General features: G+C 57.2%; 13 protein-coding genes and 1 pseudogene. 3 read left to right on the top strand and 11 right to left on the bottom strand.

Annotated features, from left to right (window positions below; all coding sequences use genetic code 11):
- Nucleotides 1–191: 191 nt before the first annotated feature.
- From BKK79_RS31355 to BKK79_RS41735, 7 genes and pseudogenes are all read right to left on the bottom strand, one after another.
- Entirely contained in the window at nucleotides 192–2573 is a 2382-nt protein-coding gene (locus BKK79_RS31355) for a hypothetical protein (RefSeq protein WP_157128567.1), read from the bottom strand.
- Nucleotides 2570–3430: a TnsA endonuclease N-terminal domain-containing protein gene (locus BKK79_RS31350; protein WP_071039799.1), complete on the bottom strand. Its 861-nt coding sequence runs from the start codon at nucleotides 3428–3430 to the stop codon at nucleotides 2570–2572. The genes BKK79_RS31355 and BKK79_RS31350 overlap by 4 nt, the downstream gene beginning before the upstream one ends.
- Entirely contained in the window at nucleotides 3427–4254 is an 828-nt protein-coding gene (locus BKK79_RS41740) for a hypothetical protein (RefSeq protein WP_232346356.1), read from the bottom strand. Before BKK79_RS41740 ends, BKK79_RS31350 begins: the two co-directional genes overlap by 4 nt.
- A gap of 171 nt (nucleotides 4255–4425) precedes the next feature.
- A pseudogene (locus tag BKK79_RS42385) lies at nucleotides 4426–4725 on the bottom strand (TniQ family protein); the annotation flags it as partial.
- The gene (locus BKK79_RS39555; protein WP_157128566.1) at nucleotides 4712–6331 is read right to left on the bottom strand and encodes a TnsD family Tn7-like transposition protein; all 1620 of its coding nucleotides are present in this window, start codon (nucleotides 6329–6331) and stop codon (nucleotides 4712–4714) included. The gene BKK79_RS39555 and the pseudogene BKK79_RS42385, both read right to left, overlap by 14 nt.
- Before the next feature lie 9 nt (nucleotides 6332–6340).
- Nucleotides 6341–7648 (bottom strand): hypothetical protein, encoded by a 1308-nt coding sequence (locus BKK79_RS31345; RefSeq protein ID WP_157128565.1) that lies wholly within the window; start codon nucleotides 7646–7648, stop codon nucleotides 6341–6343.
- A 729-nt stretch (nucleotides 7649–8377) separates the two neighbouring features.
- Complete coding sequence (locus BKK79_RS41735; RefSeq protein ID WP_232346355.1) at nucleotides 8378–8914, bottom strand: HAD domain-containing protein; 537 nt, start codon at nucleotides 8912–8914, stop codon at nucleotides 8378–8380.
- 196 nt (nucleotides 8915–9110) lie between these two features.
- On the opposite strand from BKK79_RS41735, the gene BKK79_RS39550 reads away from it, so the two are divergent.
- On the top strand, nucleotides 9111–9692 hold the full coding sequence (locus tag BKK79_RS39550; RefSeq protein WP_442873260.1) for a DUF6471 domain-containing protein: 582 nt from the start codon (nucleotides 9111–9113) through the stop codon (nucleotides 9690–9692).
- A gap of 107 nt (nucleotides 9693–9799) precedes the next feature.
- Here the strand turns inward: BKK79_RS39550 and BKK79_RS31340 are convergent, their stop codons facing one another.
- Together BKK79_RS31340 and BKK79_RS31335 are read right to left on the bottom strand one after the other, a co-directional pair.
- Complete coding sequence (locus tag BKK79_RS31340; protein ID WP_157128564.1) at nucleotides 9800–10309, bottom strand: hypothetical protein; 510 nt, start codon at nucleotides 10307–10309, stop codon at nucleotides 9800–9802.
- A 209-nt stretch (nucleotides 10310–10518) separates the two neighbouring features.
- Nucleotides 10519–10851: a hypothetical protein gene (locus tag BKK79_RS31335; protein WP_071039796.1), complete on the bottom strand. Its 333-nt coding sequence runs from the start codon at nucleotides 10849–10851 to the stop codon at nucleotides 10519–10521.
- A gap of 491 nt (nucleotides 10852–11342) precedes the next feature.
- Between BKK79_RS31335 and BKK79_RS31330 the strand changes: the two genes are divergently transcribed.
- Complete coding sequence (locus tag BKK79_RS31330; RefSeq protein ID WP_071039795.1) at nucleotides 11343–11792, top strand: hypothetical protein; 450 nt, start codon at nucleotides 11343–11345, stop codon at nucleotides 11790–11792.
- A gap of 1191 nt (nucleotides 11793–12983) precedes the next feature.
- Here the strand turns inward: BKK79_RS31330 and BKK79_RS31325 are convergent.
- Entirely contained in the window at nucleotides 12984–13262 is a 279-nt protein-coding gene (locus tag BKK79_RS31325; protein ID WP_232346354.1) for a DUF1488 family protein, read from the bottom strand.
- A 95-nt stretch (nucleotides 13263–13357) separates the two neighbouring features.
- Between BKK79_RS31325 and BKK79_RS39535 the strand changes: the two genes are divergently transcribed.
- Complete coding sequence (locus BKK79_RS39535) at nucleotides 13358–13666, top strand: H-NS family nucleoid-associated regulatory protein (RefSeq protein ID WP_084085383.1); 309 nt, start codon at nucleotides 13358–13360, stop codon at nucleotides 13664–13666.
- Nucleotides 13667–13680: 14 nt separating this feature from the next.
- Here BKK79_RS39535 and BKK79_RS39530 read toward each other — a convergent pair whose 3' ends face one another.
- On the bottom strand, nucleotides 13681–14031 hold the full coding sequence (locus BKK79_RS39530) for a YHYH domain-containing protein (RefSeq protein ID WP_084085381.1): 351 nt from the start codon (nucleotides 14029–14031) through the stop codon (nucleotides 13681–13683).
- Between the last annotated feature and the right edge of the window lie 35 nt (nucleotides 14032–14066).

Here is a 14066-nt window from a genome sequence, read left to right as displayed (position 1 = left end):
GTGAAGCACCTGCGCGGTAGCGACTTTGATTAGTTAGTCCGACATCGCCCTAATTAGTCCGACATCGCCCGGAAACGGCGGCTGCACGCCAAACCGAATCCGCCCTGTCGCGCTTCCGAGGGGCCGACAATTCTCGCTTTTTGCCTCGGAGCACCGCTTTCCGGTTAGTAAGTCCGACATCGGATACTGGGCTAAAAATCCGAGAGCCTGGCCGCTAATGCTGGGTCGCTGTTCCAAACCGCTGGATGCCCAGTTGCTGCTTTGCCATCACTCTCATCAGTTTTCGGCTGGGGCTTTGGAGGGGGTGGCCTCTTGGTTTTTGGCGGCTCTGACTGACGCACCGGGTCCGGCGACTCCCCCTCTGGCCAGGCGCTGCCGTCGGCATTGATGCCCACTCCAGGCGCTCTGTTTCCGGCCGCCGCGGCCACCATGTCGTGTTGCTTCTTAGTCACCCTTGCCTTATCTCGCTTGCGCGCTGGCGCTTCCTCCGCCCCGTCCTTCATCGATTCGTCGATGCGGACTCTATTTGCTCCGCCCGCGTTCTTCGTTTCTTCCTCTTTGACCTTCTCATGGCCGGTTACGAGGTTCCATTCTAGCCACGTCATATGGTCATCCAGCTTCCTGCTACTTTCCCCGCTCGCCTCTAAGAATTCCATACCTCCGTCATCTTTTAGCCAAAGCAACCGATGGGGGTCTCCAGTGGGCTGCACCTGAACCCTGACGTTGTCCTTCCCCTTGACCGGCGCCACGTCCTCGAAGTACGTCGCGAGGTCCGTCGACGAGTATTCCAATCCCGCAAGCCTGACGACCCCGCGGTCGCACTTTCTCGGCTTCCATTCGCTGAATCGCGCCCACACTTCCAGTGGAGACGGTATGCGCTTTGCATCGCCGTCCCGTAGATTTTGGGTGTATTCGAAGATGTCTTTGGGCGCCACTCCCTTTGCGGCTTTCCGAACGCCTTTCATGCGTTTGTGAAGCTTTGGATAGAAGCAGTTCATATGGTTGATTGCTTCCAGCAAGAGCCGCTCGAACTCTCGCAGCGGAATCGGCTTTGCTTTACGGGCCTTTTCGCGTGCTTCTTTGGCGAAATAGTTATTTTTACGCGTGAAGCCAGCTGGATGCCCAGACATGAAGTCCATCATGAGGCCGTTCAATGACTCCCCGATGGCGCGCATGTCGGGCCGTGCCGGCGGCGTCAAGCTGAGACGAAGGCCTGCCCTATCCACGACGGCCTCAATTACCGACTTCGCCCTTCCAGGACCATTGTCGGCGTACACCTCGTCGTAGTTTCCATGCAGCAACCCCATTGGCTTCGGTATGCCGAAGATTTCGGCCTTGCTGCCCGGGCCTGTCTTTGGAATCTGTACGGAGGCAATCGCTTCCGCATAGGCGCGCGCATTCTCCCTGCCCAGACAGATGGAATAGCCTAGCACCGCCGAAGAAAGCCGAGACACGGCGAAGATTACCCAGACCACTACTGGTGCCTTGTGGTTCTTGTCAGGATGTTGGACGTATATCTTCGCCTGGAAGCCATCAACATCGATGATTTCAATCCGGCCATCCGTTAGGTCTGTCGCTTGACCGATGCGCGCTCCGTTATGGATGGCATGAAGGCGATAACCATCTCGTTCCTCCAGGAGGCGGTACTTTCCGATTAGCTTGGTGGCGAGCTCATAGAATCTCTCAATCTTTGGAATTTCGAACTCGGTGGCAGACGGGTAGAAATACTTCCGCATGTAGAAATAGGTCATGGTCAACGACTTTCCCTTGACCCACCACATCCGGAGCGCCGTTAGCATGCTCTCCTTATCCTGGGCATCTACGCGCTTCTGGCGCCTCGCCAAGTATCGGCGGTCGACCTGCGCTCTGTTTGCGCTTTCAATTTCGCGAGCATTGAGAGGCCCAGGCTTGGCTCCTTTCTCCCTTGTACCCCCACCTCCTCCACGACGGTGCCCCATCTTTAAGAATGCGTCATCGGTGCCACCGAAGTGGAAATACCTGTGTACCAGAAGCTTCAGTACAGCCTGATACTGTCGCGTCCTTCCGAGAGCCGTATAGACCCTCTGGATGGCATACCTCATGTTCTTCTTGCTCATCAACACAGCATCGTTGATGAGCAATTGAGTTCTTCCATCACCCATGTCGCGCTTGACGAAAAGCACCGCGTGCAGAAGCGCCCGGTTTAGCTCCTTGTCCTCCTCCGCGAACTCACTAGGGTCGAGTATGCCCTCAAGAAAGACCAACGCCCGCACATCATCCAGCGCGTCAGGCTCTTTGACCAAGGACCATGTTCGCCAAATCGCTGGCTTTTTGGTTGTCGTCTTGACGCCCATTTCCAGGACGTGCAACTCCTTCCGGAGATAGTTCCATGCCACGGCCCGGTACCTTTTCCCAGGGTCCCGACCGCGACCGAAAATCTGGAATCGAGATAGACCGGCCGGCCACTGCGCCGCCTGAATATCCAGCAGGAAGCGCACCTCTTCTGGTGAAGCTGTCAACGGCTGGACAGGCAGCATCTCGCTCACATCTAGTTGCGTATGTGACGCGAACATTGAATTCGGCACGTTGTTCATAGCCAACCGCCGGACATGAGAAGGCTGGTGGGAGTCGACGCAACGGGAGTCCGTCGGGACTGCGCCGTCCCGTCATCGAGAAAGAGGCTGTGGTCCTTGGAAAAAGGCATTGAATGGTCAAGGCGTAGGAAGCCGAAGGCGACGCCCACCGCGAACAGACGGAAAGCATCGGACAGCGACACGCCGGCCCTTCGGCTGACGCGGTCAAGCACGTCTCCCGCCATACCTTTTGTTCTGTCGCTCCGAAGAAGTATCCTGGAGAACTTCCCCGCTGCGTCGTACCATGCATAGATGTCCGTTTCGAGGACATAGCTGAGCAAAACCAAATTATTGACGTGTTGCCTCTGCGAAATCGCGTCACCGAGAATCAGTTCCCACGTCGAACCCAACTGCGCCATGAAGTTCTCCTCCTTCCGCTCTCGCTCAAGGTCAGCCTTGTCGGGCACATGGTCGGCTGGCTTAATCGAGATGGTGTGGTAGTGGAGCACTTTGGAGTTGGGCAGCACGAAAGTAACAATGACATCAACAGTCGTCATTTGTAGACGTTTCATCCGCTCGCCGTGTCGGAGAGCAAGGTGCAGTGTTCTCTCATCACAGGTGGCGTACTGCTCCCTGATGTCAATAATGTATGGATGGAATTGGAGCGCCGTGATGATTCGCGTTTCATTCGTCGATAGACCTTCGAAGCGCCTATCGAATTTCAGGCCTGAGAACACGGTGCGTGTGCTTCCCCTGACGATACGAGCTTCGTCCAAAGGTCTGTAGTACTGGCCGTGGAACATTCCGTACTTGTCGACGGGCGGAAGTTCGATGTCACGCGGCGTCACGAAGGGAGCATTGAGTTCGAAGATTTTCATGCGCTATAACGGGAAGGTTGTTGCTCGCCGCTGGACTTCTGGACGCCATCTTTGCGTAGGCGAGTTTGGAACCTGTCGTTCCTTTCTACGCAACTACGCATCGCTGCGGTGGCGGTTGGCAAGAACTTGCGGACGCTCGTCCACGCACCGGCAAGCGGGTGTCCTTCCAAGAGCGAATCCGGTGTCAATCGAATAGCCGGGACTTGCCGCAGCAGAATTGCCGCTTTCGTGCAAATATAGGCAGCCATGGTCGCATCGACCGCTTCAGCATCGCCCAAGGCCTCCATATCGGCGGCATCTCGCTGCGACTTTGAGAGAACATGCCTAGTCTCCCAAGGCAACAACTTGAAAAGGTCGGCCTTGGCCAAAGACGGATGCTCGCGCCGAGTCGCGACATATAGTTCATACAAGTCAGGCGCGCCAGGTCCGTGAAGCTCTCGTACAGCTATTAGAGCTTTGGCCGTGGCGCCGTTCTCTTCTCTTTCAATTTTTGGCTCGGGCCCCAAGCTGATGTTTCGCGGGCTTTCGGCAGCCCGTTCAACGGCACGCCAGGTTCCAAACAATCCTCGCAACAGAAAAATCATGCGCAATGGTTGGCGTATCACGGACCGTCCCTTTAGGACGGCTCCTAACGTTTGCCTGCAGACTCCACCGAAGTTGATGCGACTGAATGTTTCGCTATGCGCCAATTCAGCGAGAAACTCCTTCAACGTAATGTGGCAAATCTTTCCGTCATGAAGAATCCCCCTTCGCCTTGCACCAAGTCTCGTTAAGCTCGCGATTTGCTCGACTTGAAGATTCGGCATGTACTTGTCGTCGAGCAAACGTGTGGATGCATACGCTAAGTCCAGTTCCACGGATAGAGTTGAATCTGCTAGCTGGGCACGGGTGCCTATAATGGAAGGTCGGCAACCGCAAGCCGCAATCGGGGACGGTGGCGTATCAACCCATTCATACGTTGCGCAGGCTTGACAGGGTTGCATCAATGGACGGCTATGCTTTGCGCATACGAGAACGCCGGGGACATGGTGGTCGCGCCGCCAGTAGTGCTCACCCAAAGGGGCGATGTCCTCCTTGACACAAACGTCGCAGAACGCGCGATGAAATACCGCCCATCCAGAGTTCGGCCCTCCCAATCCGAGGAGCGCCGGCAGTCCATGCAAGGGGCCTCCAAGAAAGTGCTCTCGAACGCGTGCGGCGTCGTCTGCGGTAAGAAATCGCTTGTGGATAGGGAATATTGTGTGTGCGTCCACGACCTTCTCGGCGCAGTCAACGTATCGCTCAAACGGCAGCATCGTCTTGCGGATTCCTGAGGGGTACTGCCAAGTCTGGACCGTTGACTCCCTCGACGCTATCCAATGATGGCGAGCCAGATAACCCGTCCAGCTCTCGCGATTCATTAGTTCCGTCATGTTTGGAATGATTCGGTCCGGCAGTGACACTTACGACCTCTCTCGTATTCAAAGTTGTTTGGATTGTTCCGAGCTTCACTGTTTCCGGTCGCAAACTAAGGCATCGAGCACGCATCGTCAGCGAGTAGCGGAATACGTCGAGACCTTTGGCGTGACGCAAATGGTCTATCCGGGTGCTCACGAGCTGCGAGCGAGGGACGCACTCGTTCGCCAGCGCTGGGATTTCCCGTAGGAGTCGCGCATAGGCGTAGTCGCTCATCCCATAGCGGACGCGGTTCTGGTACATAGTGTGGGTATGTGGCATCCCACGAGCGTCCATGTCGCTGATTCGCGACGCTGCAATGCGCGCGGTCAGTTCGCTCGGCACTGGGCGACGGGAATTCTTCGGCGTGTGTTTGCGTACAACCGGCGGCTGATTTTCTAGCAACCATGCGTTGTCATTGCGGTAGAGCCATCGCCACACGCCATACAGCGAATTCTTCAGCTCCGTGCGAGTGGCGTTGGGATGCGCGGCGGCTTGCTGTAGCCACAGGCTTCGATGTTCTTCCAGTTCGCTTAGAGAAGGCTTATGTTTAACTACCTCCGACGCGGCTCGCGGTATGTCAGTGGCTGCTCCCGTGGGGGCGACCGCCTGGGCTTCTGCCTGACGAAGTAAGAACCAGCAGAGCAAGGCGAGCAGTGCTGGGTGCATAGGCCTCTCTGTCCTGGAGAGCCCTCGCATCAGTACAGTGGGCATCTCTTCGGATGCCGCTATCGACGAGAGGCGCACATCCTCGAACCCTTCTTTGGCGAGCGTTTGCCAGTCGGAAGAGAACCGCGTGACCTTCCATCTCAGGCCTTCGTCGGCATATCCAAGCATCGCCAGCTGCCAAAGTAGGTTGGGCCGCAGGTCGCCGATGGGCTCAGTTTTCAGAAGCTGCATGGCGGCCCATGCGTAGAGCCTACTGTTCCGCTCCATCGCCTCTGTACCTTGCTGCATCATCGCCGCCTCATATGCACTGCAGTTGTCCGCAAGCACAAGTGTTTCGCCATGCAACGCGCAGCGAGAGACGAATGGGAAGCAATGCTTCCGTAATGACGCAGCGCGTCCGAGTTGACGACCGCCAACATCACCGCACGCCGGGCAGCGAAGGCCGTAGCGATTTTCGCAATCGAGCAGAGGTTGCAAACGCGGAAAGCACGTTCGACTCCTGGTTCCGGACGCAAGCTGCCCAACTGCACGCATGAGGCTAGCTTCATCCATTCCTGCAGCAAAAGCTGGGAAGCACGTGCATTCCACGAGAACTTGCCGGCCAGGTCCGTACATCATGCCAATCGCAGCTTCCCACTGATATAGCCTGCAAGGAAGGCTATAAATGAGGGGGCAGCCACGCCGAATGCAGAGGTCGGCCAGACGTTTCGCTTCGCGATTGCCTGCGGTATATCCGACAGCGACAGCCAGGGAGAGCGCCGTTTCGTCCTCGAAATGCAATGGATAGAGATATTCCACGATACCTCCTCAATCTCTGAGCTCTGGAGGCAGATTTGCGCGCGGGCTCGTTTGGATTTGCAGGCCAAGGACAAGGTTCGGCCCCTCTCCGGGGGCAAGCCAGTCGGCAAACCGCATCACGCTCGCTCGCGTGTAGCCTCGAATTCCATTCTCCAAACGCTTTACATTCGAGAGACTGGCTTGTTCGGTGTACAGCGCAGCCTTAACGATTTCGTCGAAGTCAGCCGGAACTGCAGTCCAGAAGGCGTCCCCGTAGCCGTACTGCGCCAATGCGAGACAACTTTTGATGACAAGAGCGGTGCGGCATTGAGTGAGCTCTTCCAGTTTGTTGACCAACCAGGAAGGGGCTTTGCCAGTACCGCCAAGGATTTCTTGATATGCGTACGAGCAAACATCGGCCCACTCGGCTGAGTCAGAGGCCGGTGGACGCATGCTGATGGTTTTGACCGACAACTCACCCGATGCACTCGGGTGGCGCATGAGCCCTGAGGCGCCTCCAGTAGTGGCCATGCAAAGCACGGGGATGCCGGTAGCTCTAGTGAGCTGCCCCAGGACAGACCACACTTTTCCCGCCGAATCCGACCCTGCCTCACTCGTATCGATTCGCTCAACGATGAGCAGTCCAAGGTTTGCACCAAGGCATAGGCCCACCATGATGGCCAAAGCTTCGGCCTCTAAGCGTCCCTTGTCGACTCGAATCTCCGAGAGAAGGTCACCCTGGCGCATTGCGGGGCCATAAGCGGTTAGAAACTTCCCTAGGAAATCATCTAGGCGGCCGGACCAGTTGACCCGAAGGACTGGCAAGTACCAGTGCGTCACTCTTCCTCCAGGCGTCATGAGCTCAATAGGCATAGGGTCGCTGCCCAAGAACTGGGCGATACGTTCTGCCGTCACCCGCCGGCCCATGCGCGCTGAGGTCACGAACAAGATGCCCCTGGGGCGAGCGCCCTTAATCTCTACGACCTCCCTTGGTTCGCGGTGTCCTTGAACGTTGGGCGCCTGTCGTGCTATCGCGAGAGAGTGCCTGAAAAGTTCGCCATTGCCCTTGGCAATCAGGTTGCGGTCCTTGAAACCGGCGCGAACGAAGGCAACAACGTCATAGAGAAGCATTTCTTGCTTCTCCATTGACACAATTGGCCGATAGAGCTCTCCCTGGTTTGCTTTAAGCATTTCCAGCGCTGCCGGCGTGGCTCGGAAAGATTGACGGAAAAATTCCTTCGCCATTGCTTGGTTCGGAATCGCCGGTACCCGGTCCAGAACTGGGTTGCCGGTCGACACAGCGACAGCACGCGTGCTTTCAGACTTGAGTTCGTACATATGGTTGGTATCGCAGGGCACGGGCGTGTGGACCCCTCGCGCGCTGCACGATAAAAAGAGATAAGCCCGACGTTTCCAAAAGGCCTAGTCCACGAAGTGAGTTATCACTCTTGCTAGGTCGTCAGGTTCACAGGCGGGTTGGCTAGGACAGACGGCGCAGACCTGCATCTCGAGCTTCCGAGAGGGCCGGCCAGATGGTTCTCGCGCTGTATTGGGACAATATCGCCGAACCTAAGGGCGCCCGGAAATATGCTTGATAGTGCTCATAGATGAAAAACCGTGGCCGAATGTCTGGACGAACGGCGTCCGCCCCTCCAATTTCGGATTGACAAAAAAGGGACGGGCAGGGGAAACTATGAACTTCAGTGTGTAGTTTCCGCTACGCGATTTGGGAAGCTAGAGCGCCAACTCTAGCTACCTACCCCTCCATTGCAGCGCAATGCTGCTCGATGTTTTGTTCACCTTGTGTGAACCTCGGTCTTTTTCTTCCCAGCTTTCCTTTTTGTTTGCCCCAAAACATGACCCTTCGGTCATCCCATTTGCACGCCAGGCGCCTGCCAACAAGTCGACAAAAGCATCATTTCTGGGAACGGGGGCTTGTAATAGTTAACGTATAACGTTTAATTGTGTTAACTAACATCAATTACGCTTCAACGTCGCTCTTTGTCGCTGAATCAGCAATGGTAGCATGTGTATTTCGAAAGGCACAATGAGCTATGCCCGGCTGGGTCACATTTCCAGGCACGGCGCCCCGAGAGTGAGGCTCGCATCTGTCGCGTCCGTTGCCAAAAGCTCTAGCAGCCTTTCGCACGCTCCCCCACTGGTGAGCCCCTTCCATCCGTCCACGATGCACGAGCAATCGCTCAGCATTGGCGCCATTTGAGCAATGTCGCAATCAAGCAGTACCGGACGTTCCGGACGCCGACGCATCAGGTCTTCTTCGAGCCAGTCGCGGCGGCAACCGGTCTGTCTCCGTCGCGCACGTGGTCCGCGGTTGCTATGCCACGTCGCTCCGATGACATGGCTTCGAACGGATTGAGGCAACATGTGTATCGCAGCCTGAAATCCCAGGTATGGGACCCACCAGCAGTGCAGCACTACAACTGTGTTTGGGCATGCCGCGATAACCTCGCGCAAGAGGTCGTTGTTTTCAAAGAACGTGTGTCCGCCCGCTCGTAGACGAGGTTGTCTTTGGCCGTGGAACGACACCACATTTGGATGTAGCACCCCCTCGTAGGCGAGGTAGAGAGTCGAGAAGGCTTCCATAGCAGGACCTCTTGCTGAAGCTCGACATAGCTCATCCAATGTCCAACTGGAATTGAAGTTGGGACTAGAATGAAGCCACGAAGGTATTGCCGGTCCGCGAAGCAGTGCTCGTAATGAATGCTGTATTCATAGGGTGAGCGCTGCCGGCCCGGAGCGCTGCGCACAGGCTCCGCATCCTCGACTAAAGGACTTCAGAGTGGCCCACACGAGCACGCCGTGGTCGCGGCTAGCTGCACGTACTGCGCGCGGAATCCTCGCGCGCAAAGGCGTGTCATTCGATGAGTTTGCAGAGAGGCTTTCCGCAATGGGGACGCCCGAGTCTTTTCGGGGAGCAGAAAGCAAGATTCAACGAGGCACTTACAGTCTTGCGTATTTTCTTCTTATGCTCCAGGCCGTTCGCGCAGAATTTCCAGCACAGTGGGCGACGTTCGTTGAATCCGATGAATCGTGGGAAACCGCTGCTAGTCATGTCTTACTCCACGAAATCAGTACGCAAGGCTTGAGCATTGAAGAACTGTCCCATCGCCTCGAAATGCTTGGTGTCCGGGCCCGCCCTGACAAGCTCGATGCTCAAGTCGCGAGCGGCGAGATTCCATTCACGCTAATGCTGCAGACCGCGCTCGTAGCTCCGATTCCCGAGTTCATCCGTTTCGTCGACCATAGCGACCTTGCTGAAGCGGCCGGCATGTCCGCACCATCGCCTCGCTCGATGAGAGGACGAGAGGGTGGCATGGATAGTGGCCGCACTAGAAGACGGGATAGGGGACTGAGCGGTTGATTGCGCCATGGTGAGCACATTCAGGCAACATGCGCGACGTCTCGCCGCAAAGGATGTGCAAGGCAGGATAGAGTTCTACTGGGGGGAGCCTTGCAAGGTGCCGTCAATTACGTACCATCAAATTTACGCCGAGCGCGCAAAAAATCAAGGTCAATCTTGGTGACCTTTTGCTGTCCAATCGCGTGAAGGCTTCTTTTGGTTCCATAGGTCGCTCTGACTTCCCTTAGCATCGAAGCGAGCGTCGACGTAACGTCCGTCGTTTCCATCAGACGCTCATCAAAGGCTGCGGAAATCGACACGAAATACGCTGCAATCGCGGCCGTGCCTGGCTCCCCGAGAAGTACATACTCTCTTCCGTCAGTCGCAACAGCCATTGGAACGCTTAGTTCGACCTCCAAGATTGGTGGCGTCGCCCAGAGCTTGCCGCTCGGTCCCACGCGGCCGACAAGGTGCATCGTCCCGCGATAGGTCTCCAACAATCTCCACTCCAATATGCAGATGTACGGAATACGGACCTCGGGGCTCGTGCTGCAGCCTACCGCATAGCGCCGCCGGTTAGGCGTCATGCCACCAAACTCTTGCCCCGAGCTATCGTCACTTCCATTCAATCCACGCATAGGGCATCTCCAGCGCACCATATAGCGCGCGCCAGCATCTGCGTCGCAACGGCGACATGCGCCGTGTCACGTGGCTCACGCTGTGATACGCAAACTACTAGATGGGGTTTCCTGCTGCCACCCTGTAGTTCTCCTTGTTGTGGCAGTCTCTACACTTGCTTGGTCTCCCGATGGGAGAGACAGAGAGGCTTTGAGCCAGAGTCAGCAGCCTAGGTGGCGCGCTCTCCGAGAAGGTCTTCGTACTCAGCCGTCACGTTATTCGCTGTTCGCACGTCGTTCACCAGCTTCCAAAGCGTCCAGGTGTGAGTCGCATCCTCGTCGTCGCCCGGGCCACCAACCAAGACATAGCGCCTCCCGCTCCGGGTGACGCCCGTACGCGATTGCGGGTCAAAGCTATGAATGGCCGAGCTCACGCGACCTGTTCTGCTATCGATGTTCTGGCCAATGAAGTGGCGCTCACCACGTTCAGTTTCGAATACTCGCCAGAGTCGAAGGGCAATCTCCGGCTCATCTTCCACTGGCGACACTCTCCAGATAGGCATGGGTTCTCCTGCCGCGGCATACAGCAATTCGGAGGCGGTCTCGCCAACACGCGCAGGCGAAGCTCGGCTGCGCCGAGAGGCAGGACGGTACATGCGAACGCAGTAGCGAAGTCGCCTTCGCCGCTTACATCCGCGTGCTATCGATTGCTGAGGTGAAAAGAAGGTAGCCTCGGAGTGTCGTTCTGCTTGTGCTGTGGCTACCAGGAGCGCCTTGGGACGCGCAATCGAGTTTAGTCGCTATGACGTGGGTTTCAAGAAGGACCTGCCGAGCCATGCATGCATGGCGATTCGGCACAACCTCGACTAGGTTTTGAACCTCGTCTTGCAACAACCGGCACGATTCCGCCGATTGAGCGAAAAAGTTCTCCACGCGCCTCAGTCGCAATACACTAGAAGCCAGTGCCGTTCAAGCGTGCGAGCACTGCGATTTGCGGGCGGCCTCTGGTGCGCCGGCAGCACCCAACTAGCAACCGTGCAATGCCACGTTCGTCATGCTTAAGGTCACAGTGGAAATCGTCTGCCCAGATGGGCGCGGCTCCGGTAGAGAGATAGCGACGGCGTATATAGGCAGGCTCGAGCGGAGTGCCACTCCCGACTACGTGGTGCAGCTGCGCGAAGACCAGCGCGAGCACGGCGAGAAGCGAACCCTGCATGCCTACCCGCGCCACGCATCATCCATCTTTGACCTCGTCGCGCGCGCTCTCGCAGTCGGGTTGACCGGGACCGAGGAGCTCCCACCTCGCCCCGAGCCCCTCATTGTCCCCATCCACCGTTCAGGTAACACCGCCTACGTTCGCCTTGGCGAAATACCTGAGCCAGCAGCGACGCTCTTCCGCAAACGCATTGAGTATTCAGGGTCCCCTGTCATTGAAGAAGACCCCACGCCGATGGACTGTGCGTTCGCGTCCGACTGGCAGGACTTTTTGACCGGCCGGAGATAGCGCAAGAGAGCGCTCTCTGCGGTTCCGACGCACCGCGGAGTTGGAACAGAAGTGCCGCACCAGCCATTTATCTGGCTCTTCCATTCCGCTGACGGTTCGCTATACTACTGTATATCCATACAGCACATCTTTCGCCCAGACCATGCTTCCAGAACCAGCGAATTGCCCGTTGTGCGGCGCGGCCGCGGAGCGGATACGGTCGGCCCAGCTACGCGGGTTCAAGTACACGTGCCCGTCGTGCGGCTCCTTCGGCATCGAGTCCGCTGCGCTGGCGGGCCTGGTCGCCCCCACGTCAACTCGGCAAGACCTCGCACGGTTGCGTGCGTATGGACATCTACCGCTCATCCAACGCGATAAGCAGGGTGTCAGCGTTGGCCCCGGCCGGGTGTAGGTCATGCGCGCCTTCATGCCATGTCGTGCAGTCGCGCTGAGGAGAGTCGTCGGCACTCAGTTGCCACAGCGGCCCGGCCAGCCGAGGCAGCGCCGATTGAGGAATCCCATCATGGGTAACAGCCATCTGGCATCGAAGTGCCATCTTCAAGGAGACAGTCCCAACGTTCCAGTGCCTGGGGCAAATGGCATCCTCGCCCGCATCCCGGGACAGTATGTTTCGGTCGCCCTAAGCCTGTTGCCCCCTGCGGCATCAACGCAGGATTGTCATCAAGAGGTAGACATGGACGCTGGACCTGCAGGCAGAGTTCGCTTCTTCGCCACAAAGATGCGAGCACCGCACCACCGACACTCGCACTATTTCTGGTCGGTTTACCGAGCGGAACCGGTGAGCGTCGAGAATCCGCTTTGATGGAATTGAGATTGGCAAATGAGCGGTTGCGGTGATACTGCGAGGCCAGATGGCTATCGTGAGTACACAGGAAGGTTCTCACGCATTCCTCGGACTTGGCCAGAGGGCAGCCGTTCCTTGCGGCATCTCGATGGTTGGTATCACGAAGTTTCATCGGTTTTGAAACTTCTCAAAACTGACAATACTGCTTGACCCTCTAGCCTTCGCCACCACCCCGCTTCGCGGTAAGCAACCAGCGGCGCGGGCAAATCGATTCGCTGTGGGGCTGCGGCCGTCGAGCACCCCGTCTCTGACTAACCTTCGATGCTCCTCTTCAGCCGCCAAGGAGCATTCCCCGCCCAGTCATGATTCGCTGACCTCATCAAGCGGCCAGGCCATGTTTCGTGCGCTCAGAAGTCGCTGGATTTCAGGACTATTCGTTGGTTGCTCGGCACGCTGCGACTCCTGGCCGCGGCATCTCTGATTCGTTCCCATCCATGCATGAAGGCCCTGAGGATTGCATGGTTCCTATCCGGGGCAGAAAATCCTGCGAGTGCCAGACCGAAATGGTCCTCCAAAGCTTCGCGGCTGACCGCAAAAGTCTGGTTGTGCCCGCCGATGAGATACTGGAACTGGACCCCAATGTCGTCATCGATGTCCGCCACCTCAAGTCCAACGGGGTAGACCATAGCCTCCTCCGAGGGCATATCGATGGAGTTAGAATACACCTGATGCTGCAGCTAGTGACGCCTCTGTTCAATGCTAACGTGAGCGAATCCTAACGATGCTCAGTTTCAACGCCCCCAACTCGCCCCTTGTTGAACGCCCTTCAGATGCGCAACTATTACGGGAGCGCGCTGCTGCGATTCTTTGGGTGAAGTCTCAGATGGCCAAGCACAGCATCGCGATAGATGACCTGGTTGCCGCCGGATGCTTTGCCGCAACAACTCCGACTTCCAGCCCTCAGAAGGTCCATCCCATTCGCTTCAGAGACGCGGCGGGCCATAGCTGGGATGGCCACGGCGACCTACCCGAATGGCTTCGGCGCGCGGTAAATGCAGGCCAATCGCCTGACCATTTCAGGGTTTCGTGAGCACGGCAATCTGGCTAGCAGCCACTATAGTTTTTACGGCCGCTCGCAGTAATCGTGTACGTACCCCCACGAGGCCCCGTGTAGCACGTTTGCCCGGACACCGTCGTGCGAGGTGCTGCAAAGGCATTCGTCGCTCGGCTTGGAGGTGTACGAGAATCATCAGGAGCGATGAGATTCGCGCTTCCACCTCTGCGGTGACAATGGTAGTCACCGGTCTTTCGATTGGTATGGCACCCAGCGGCATCCAGGCCTCCGCCATGGGCGTACACCGAAGTGGAAAACGAGATAGAACATAGAAGGACAGCAACGACGCGGTTGGCGCCGGCCTGAAGACTGTGGACATATACGGCAGTTAGTGCGCTCATACGACCTCTCCCCTGGTTGCTATTCTAGTGGTAGG

It is taken from the genome of Cupriavidus sp. USMAA2-4, assembly GCF_001854305.1.
In the GTDB taxonomy this organism is placed as follows: Bacteria; Pseudomonadota; Gammaproteobacteria; order Burkholderiales; family Burkholderiaceae; genus Cupriavidus; species Cupriavidus malaysiensis.
Note: the sequence above shows the minus strand (reverse complement) of the source record. Positions and strands in the feature narration are given on the sequence as shown.

Bases quoted from the DNA above. Each gene is read 5' to 3' on its own strand.
- BKK79_RS31335 (WP_071039796.1), bottom strand. From the start codon at position 10,851: ATGCCTATCTGGAGAGTGTCGCCAGTGGAAGATGAGCCGGAGATTGCC.
- BKK79_RS41735 (WP_232346355.1), bottom strand. From the start codon at position 8,914: ATGGAAGCCTTCTCGACTCTCTACCTCGCCTACGAGGGGGTGCTACAT.
- BKK79_RS31355 (WP_157128567.1), bottom strand. From the start codon at position 2,573: ATGAACAACGTGCCGAATTCAATGTTCGCGTCACATACGCAACTAGAT.
- BKK79_RS31340 (WP_157128564.1), bottom strand. From the start codon at position 10,309: ATGCGTGGATTGAATGGAAGTGACGATAGCTCGGGGCAAGAGTTTGGT.
- BKK79_RS31330 (WP_071039795.1), top strand. From the start codon at position 11,343: ATGCTTAAGGTCACAGTGGAAATCGTCTGCCCAGATGGGCGCGGCTCC.
- BKK79_RS31345 (WP_157128565.1), bottom strand. From the start codon at position 7,648: ATGTACGAACTCAAGTCTGAAAGCACGCGTGCTGTCGCTGTGTCGACC.
- BKK79_RS31325 (WP_232346354.1), bottom strand. From the start codon at position 13,262: ATGGTCTACCCCGTTGGACTTGAGGTGGCGGACATCGATGACGACATT.
- BKK79_RS39530 (WP_084085381.1), bottom strand. From the start codon at position 14,031: ATGAGCGCACTAACTGCCGTATATGTCCACAGTCTTCAGGCCGGCGCC.
- BKK79_RS31350 (WP_071039799.1), bottom strand. From the start codon at position 3,430: ATGAAAATCTTCGAACTCAATGCTCCCTTCGTGACGCCGCGTGACATC.
- BKK79_RS39535 (WP_084085383.1), top strand. From the start codon at position 13,358: ATGCTCAGTTTCAACGCCCCCAACTCGCCCCTTGTTGAACGCCCTTCA.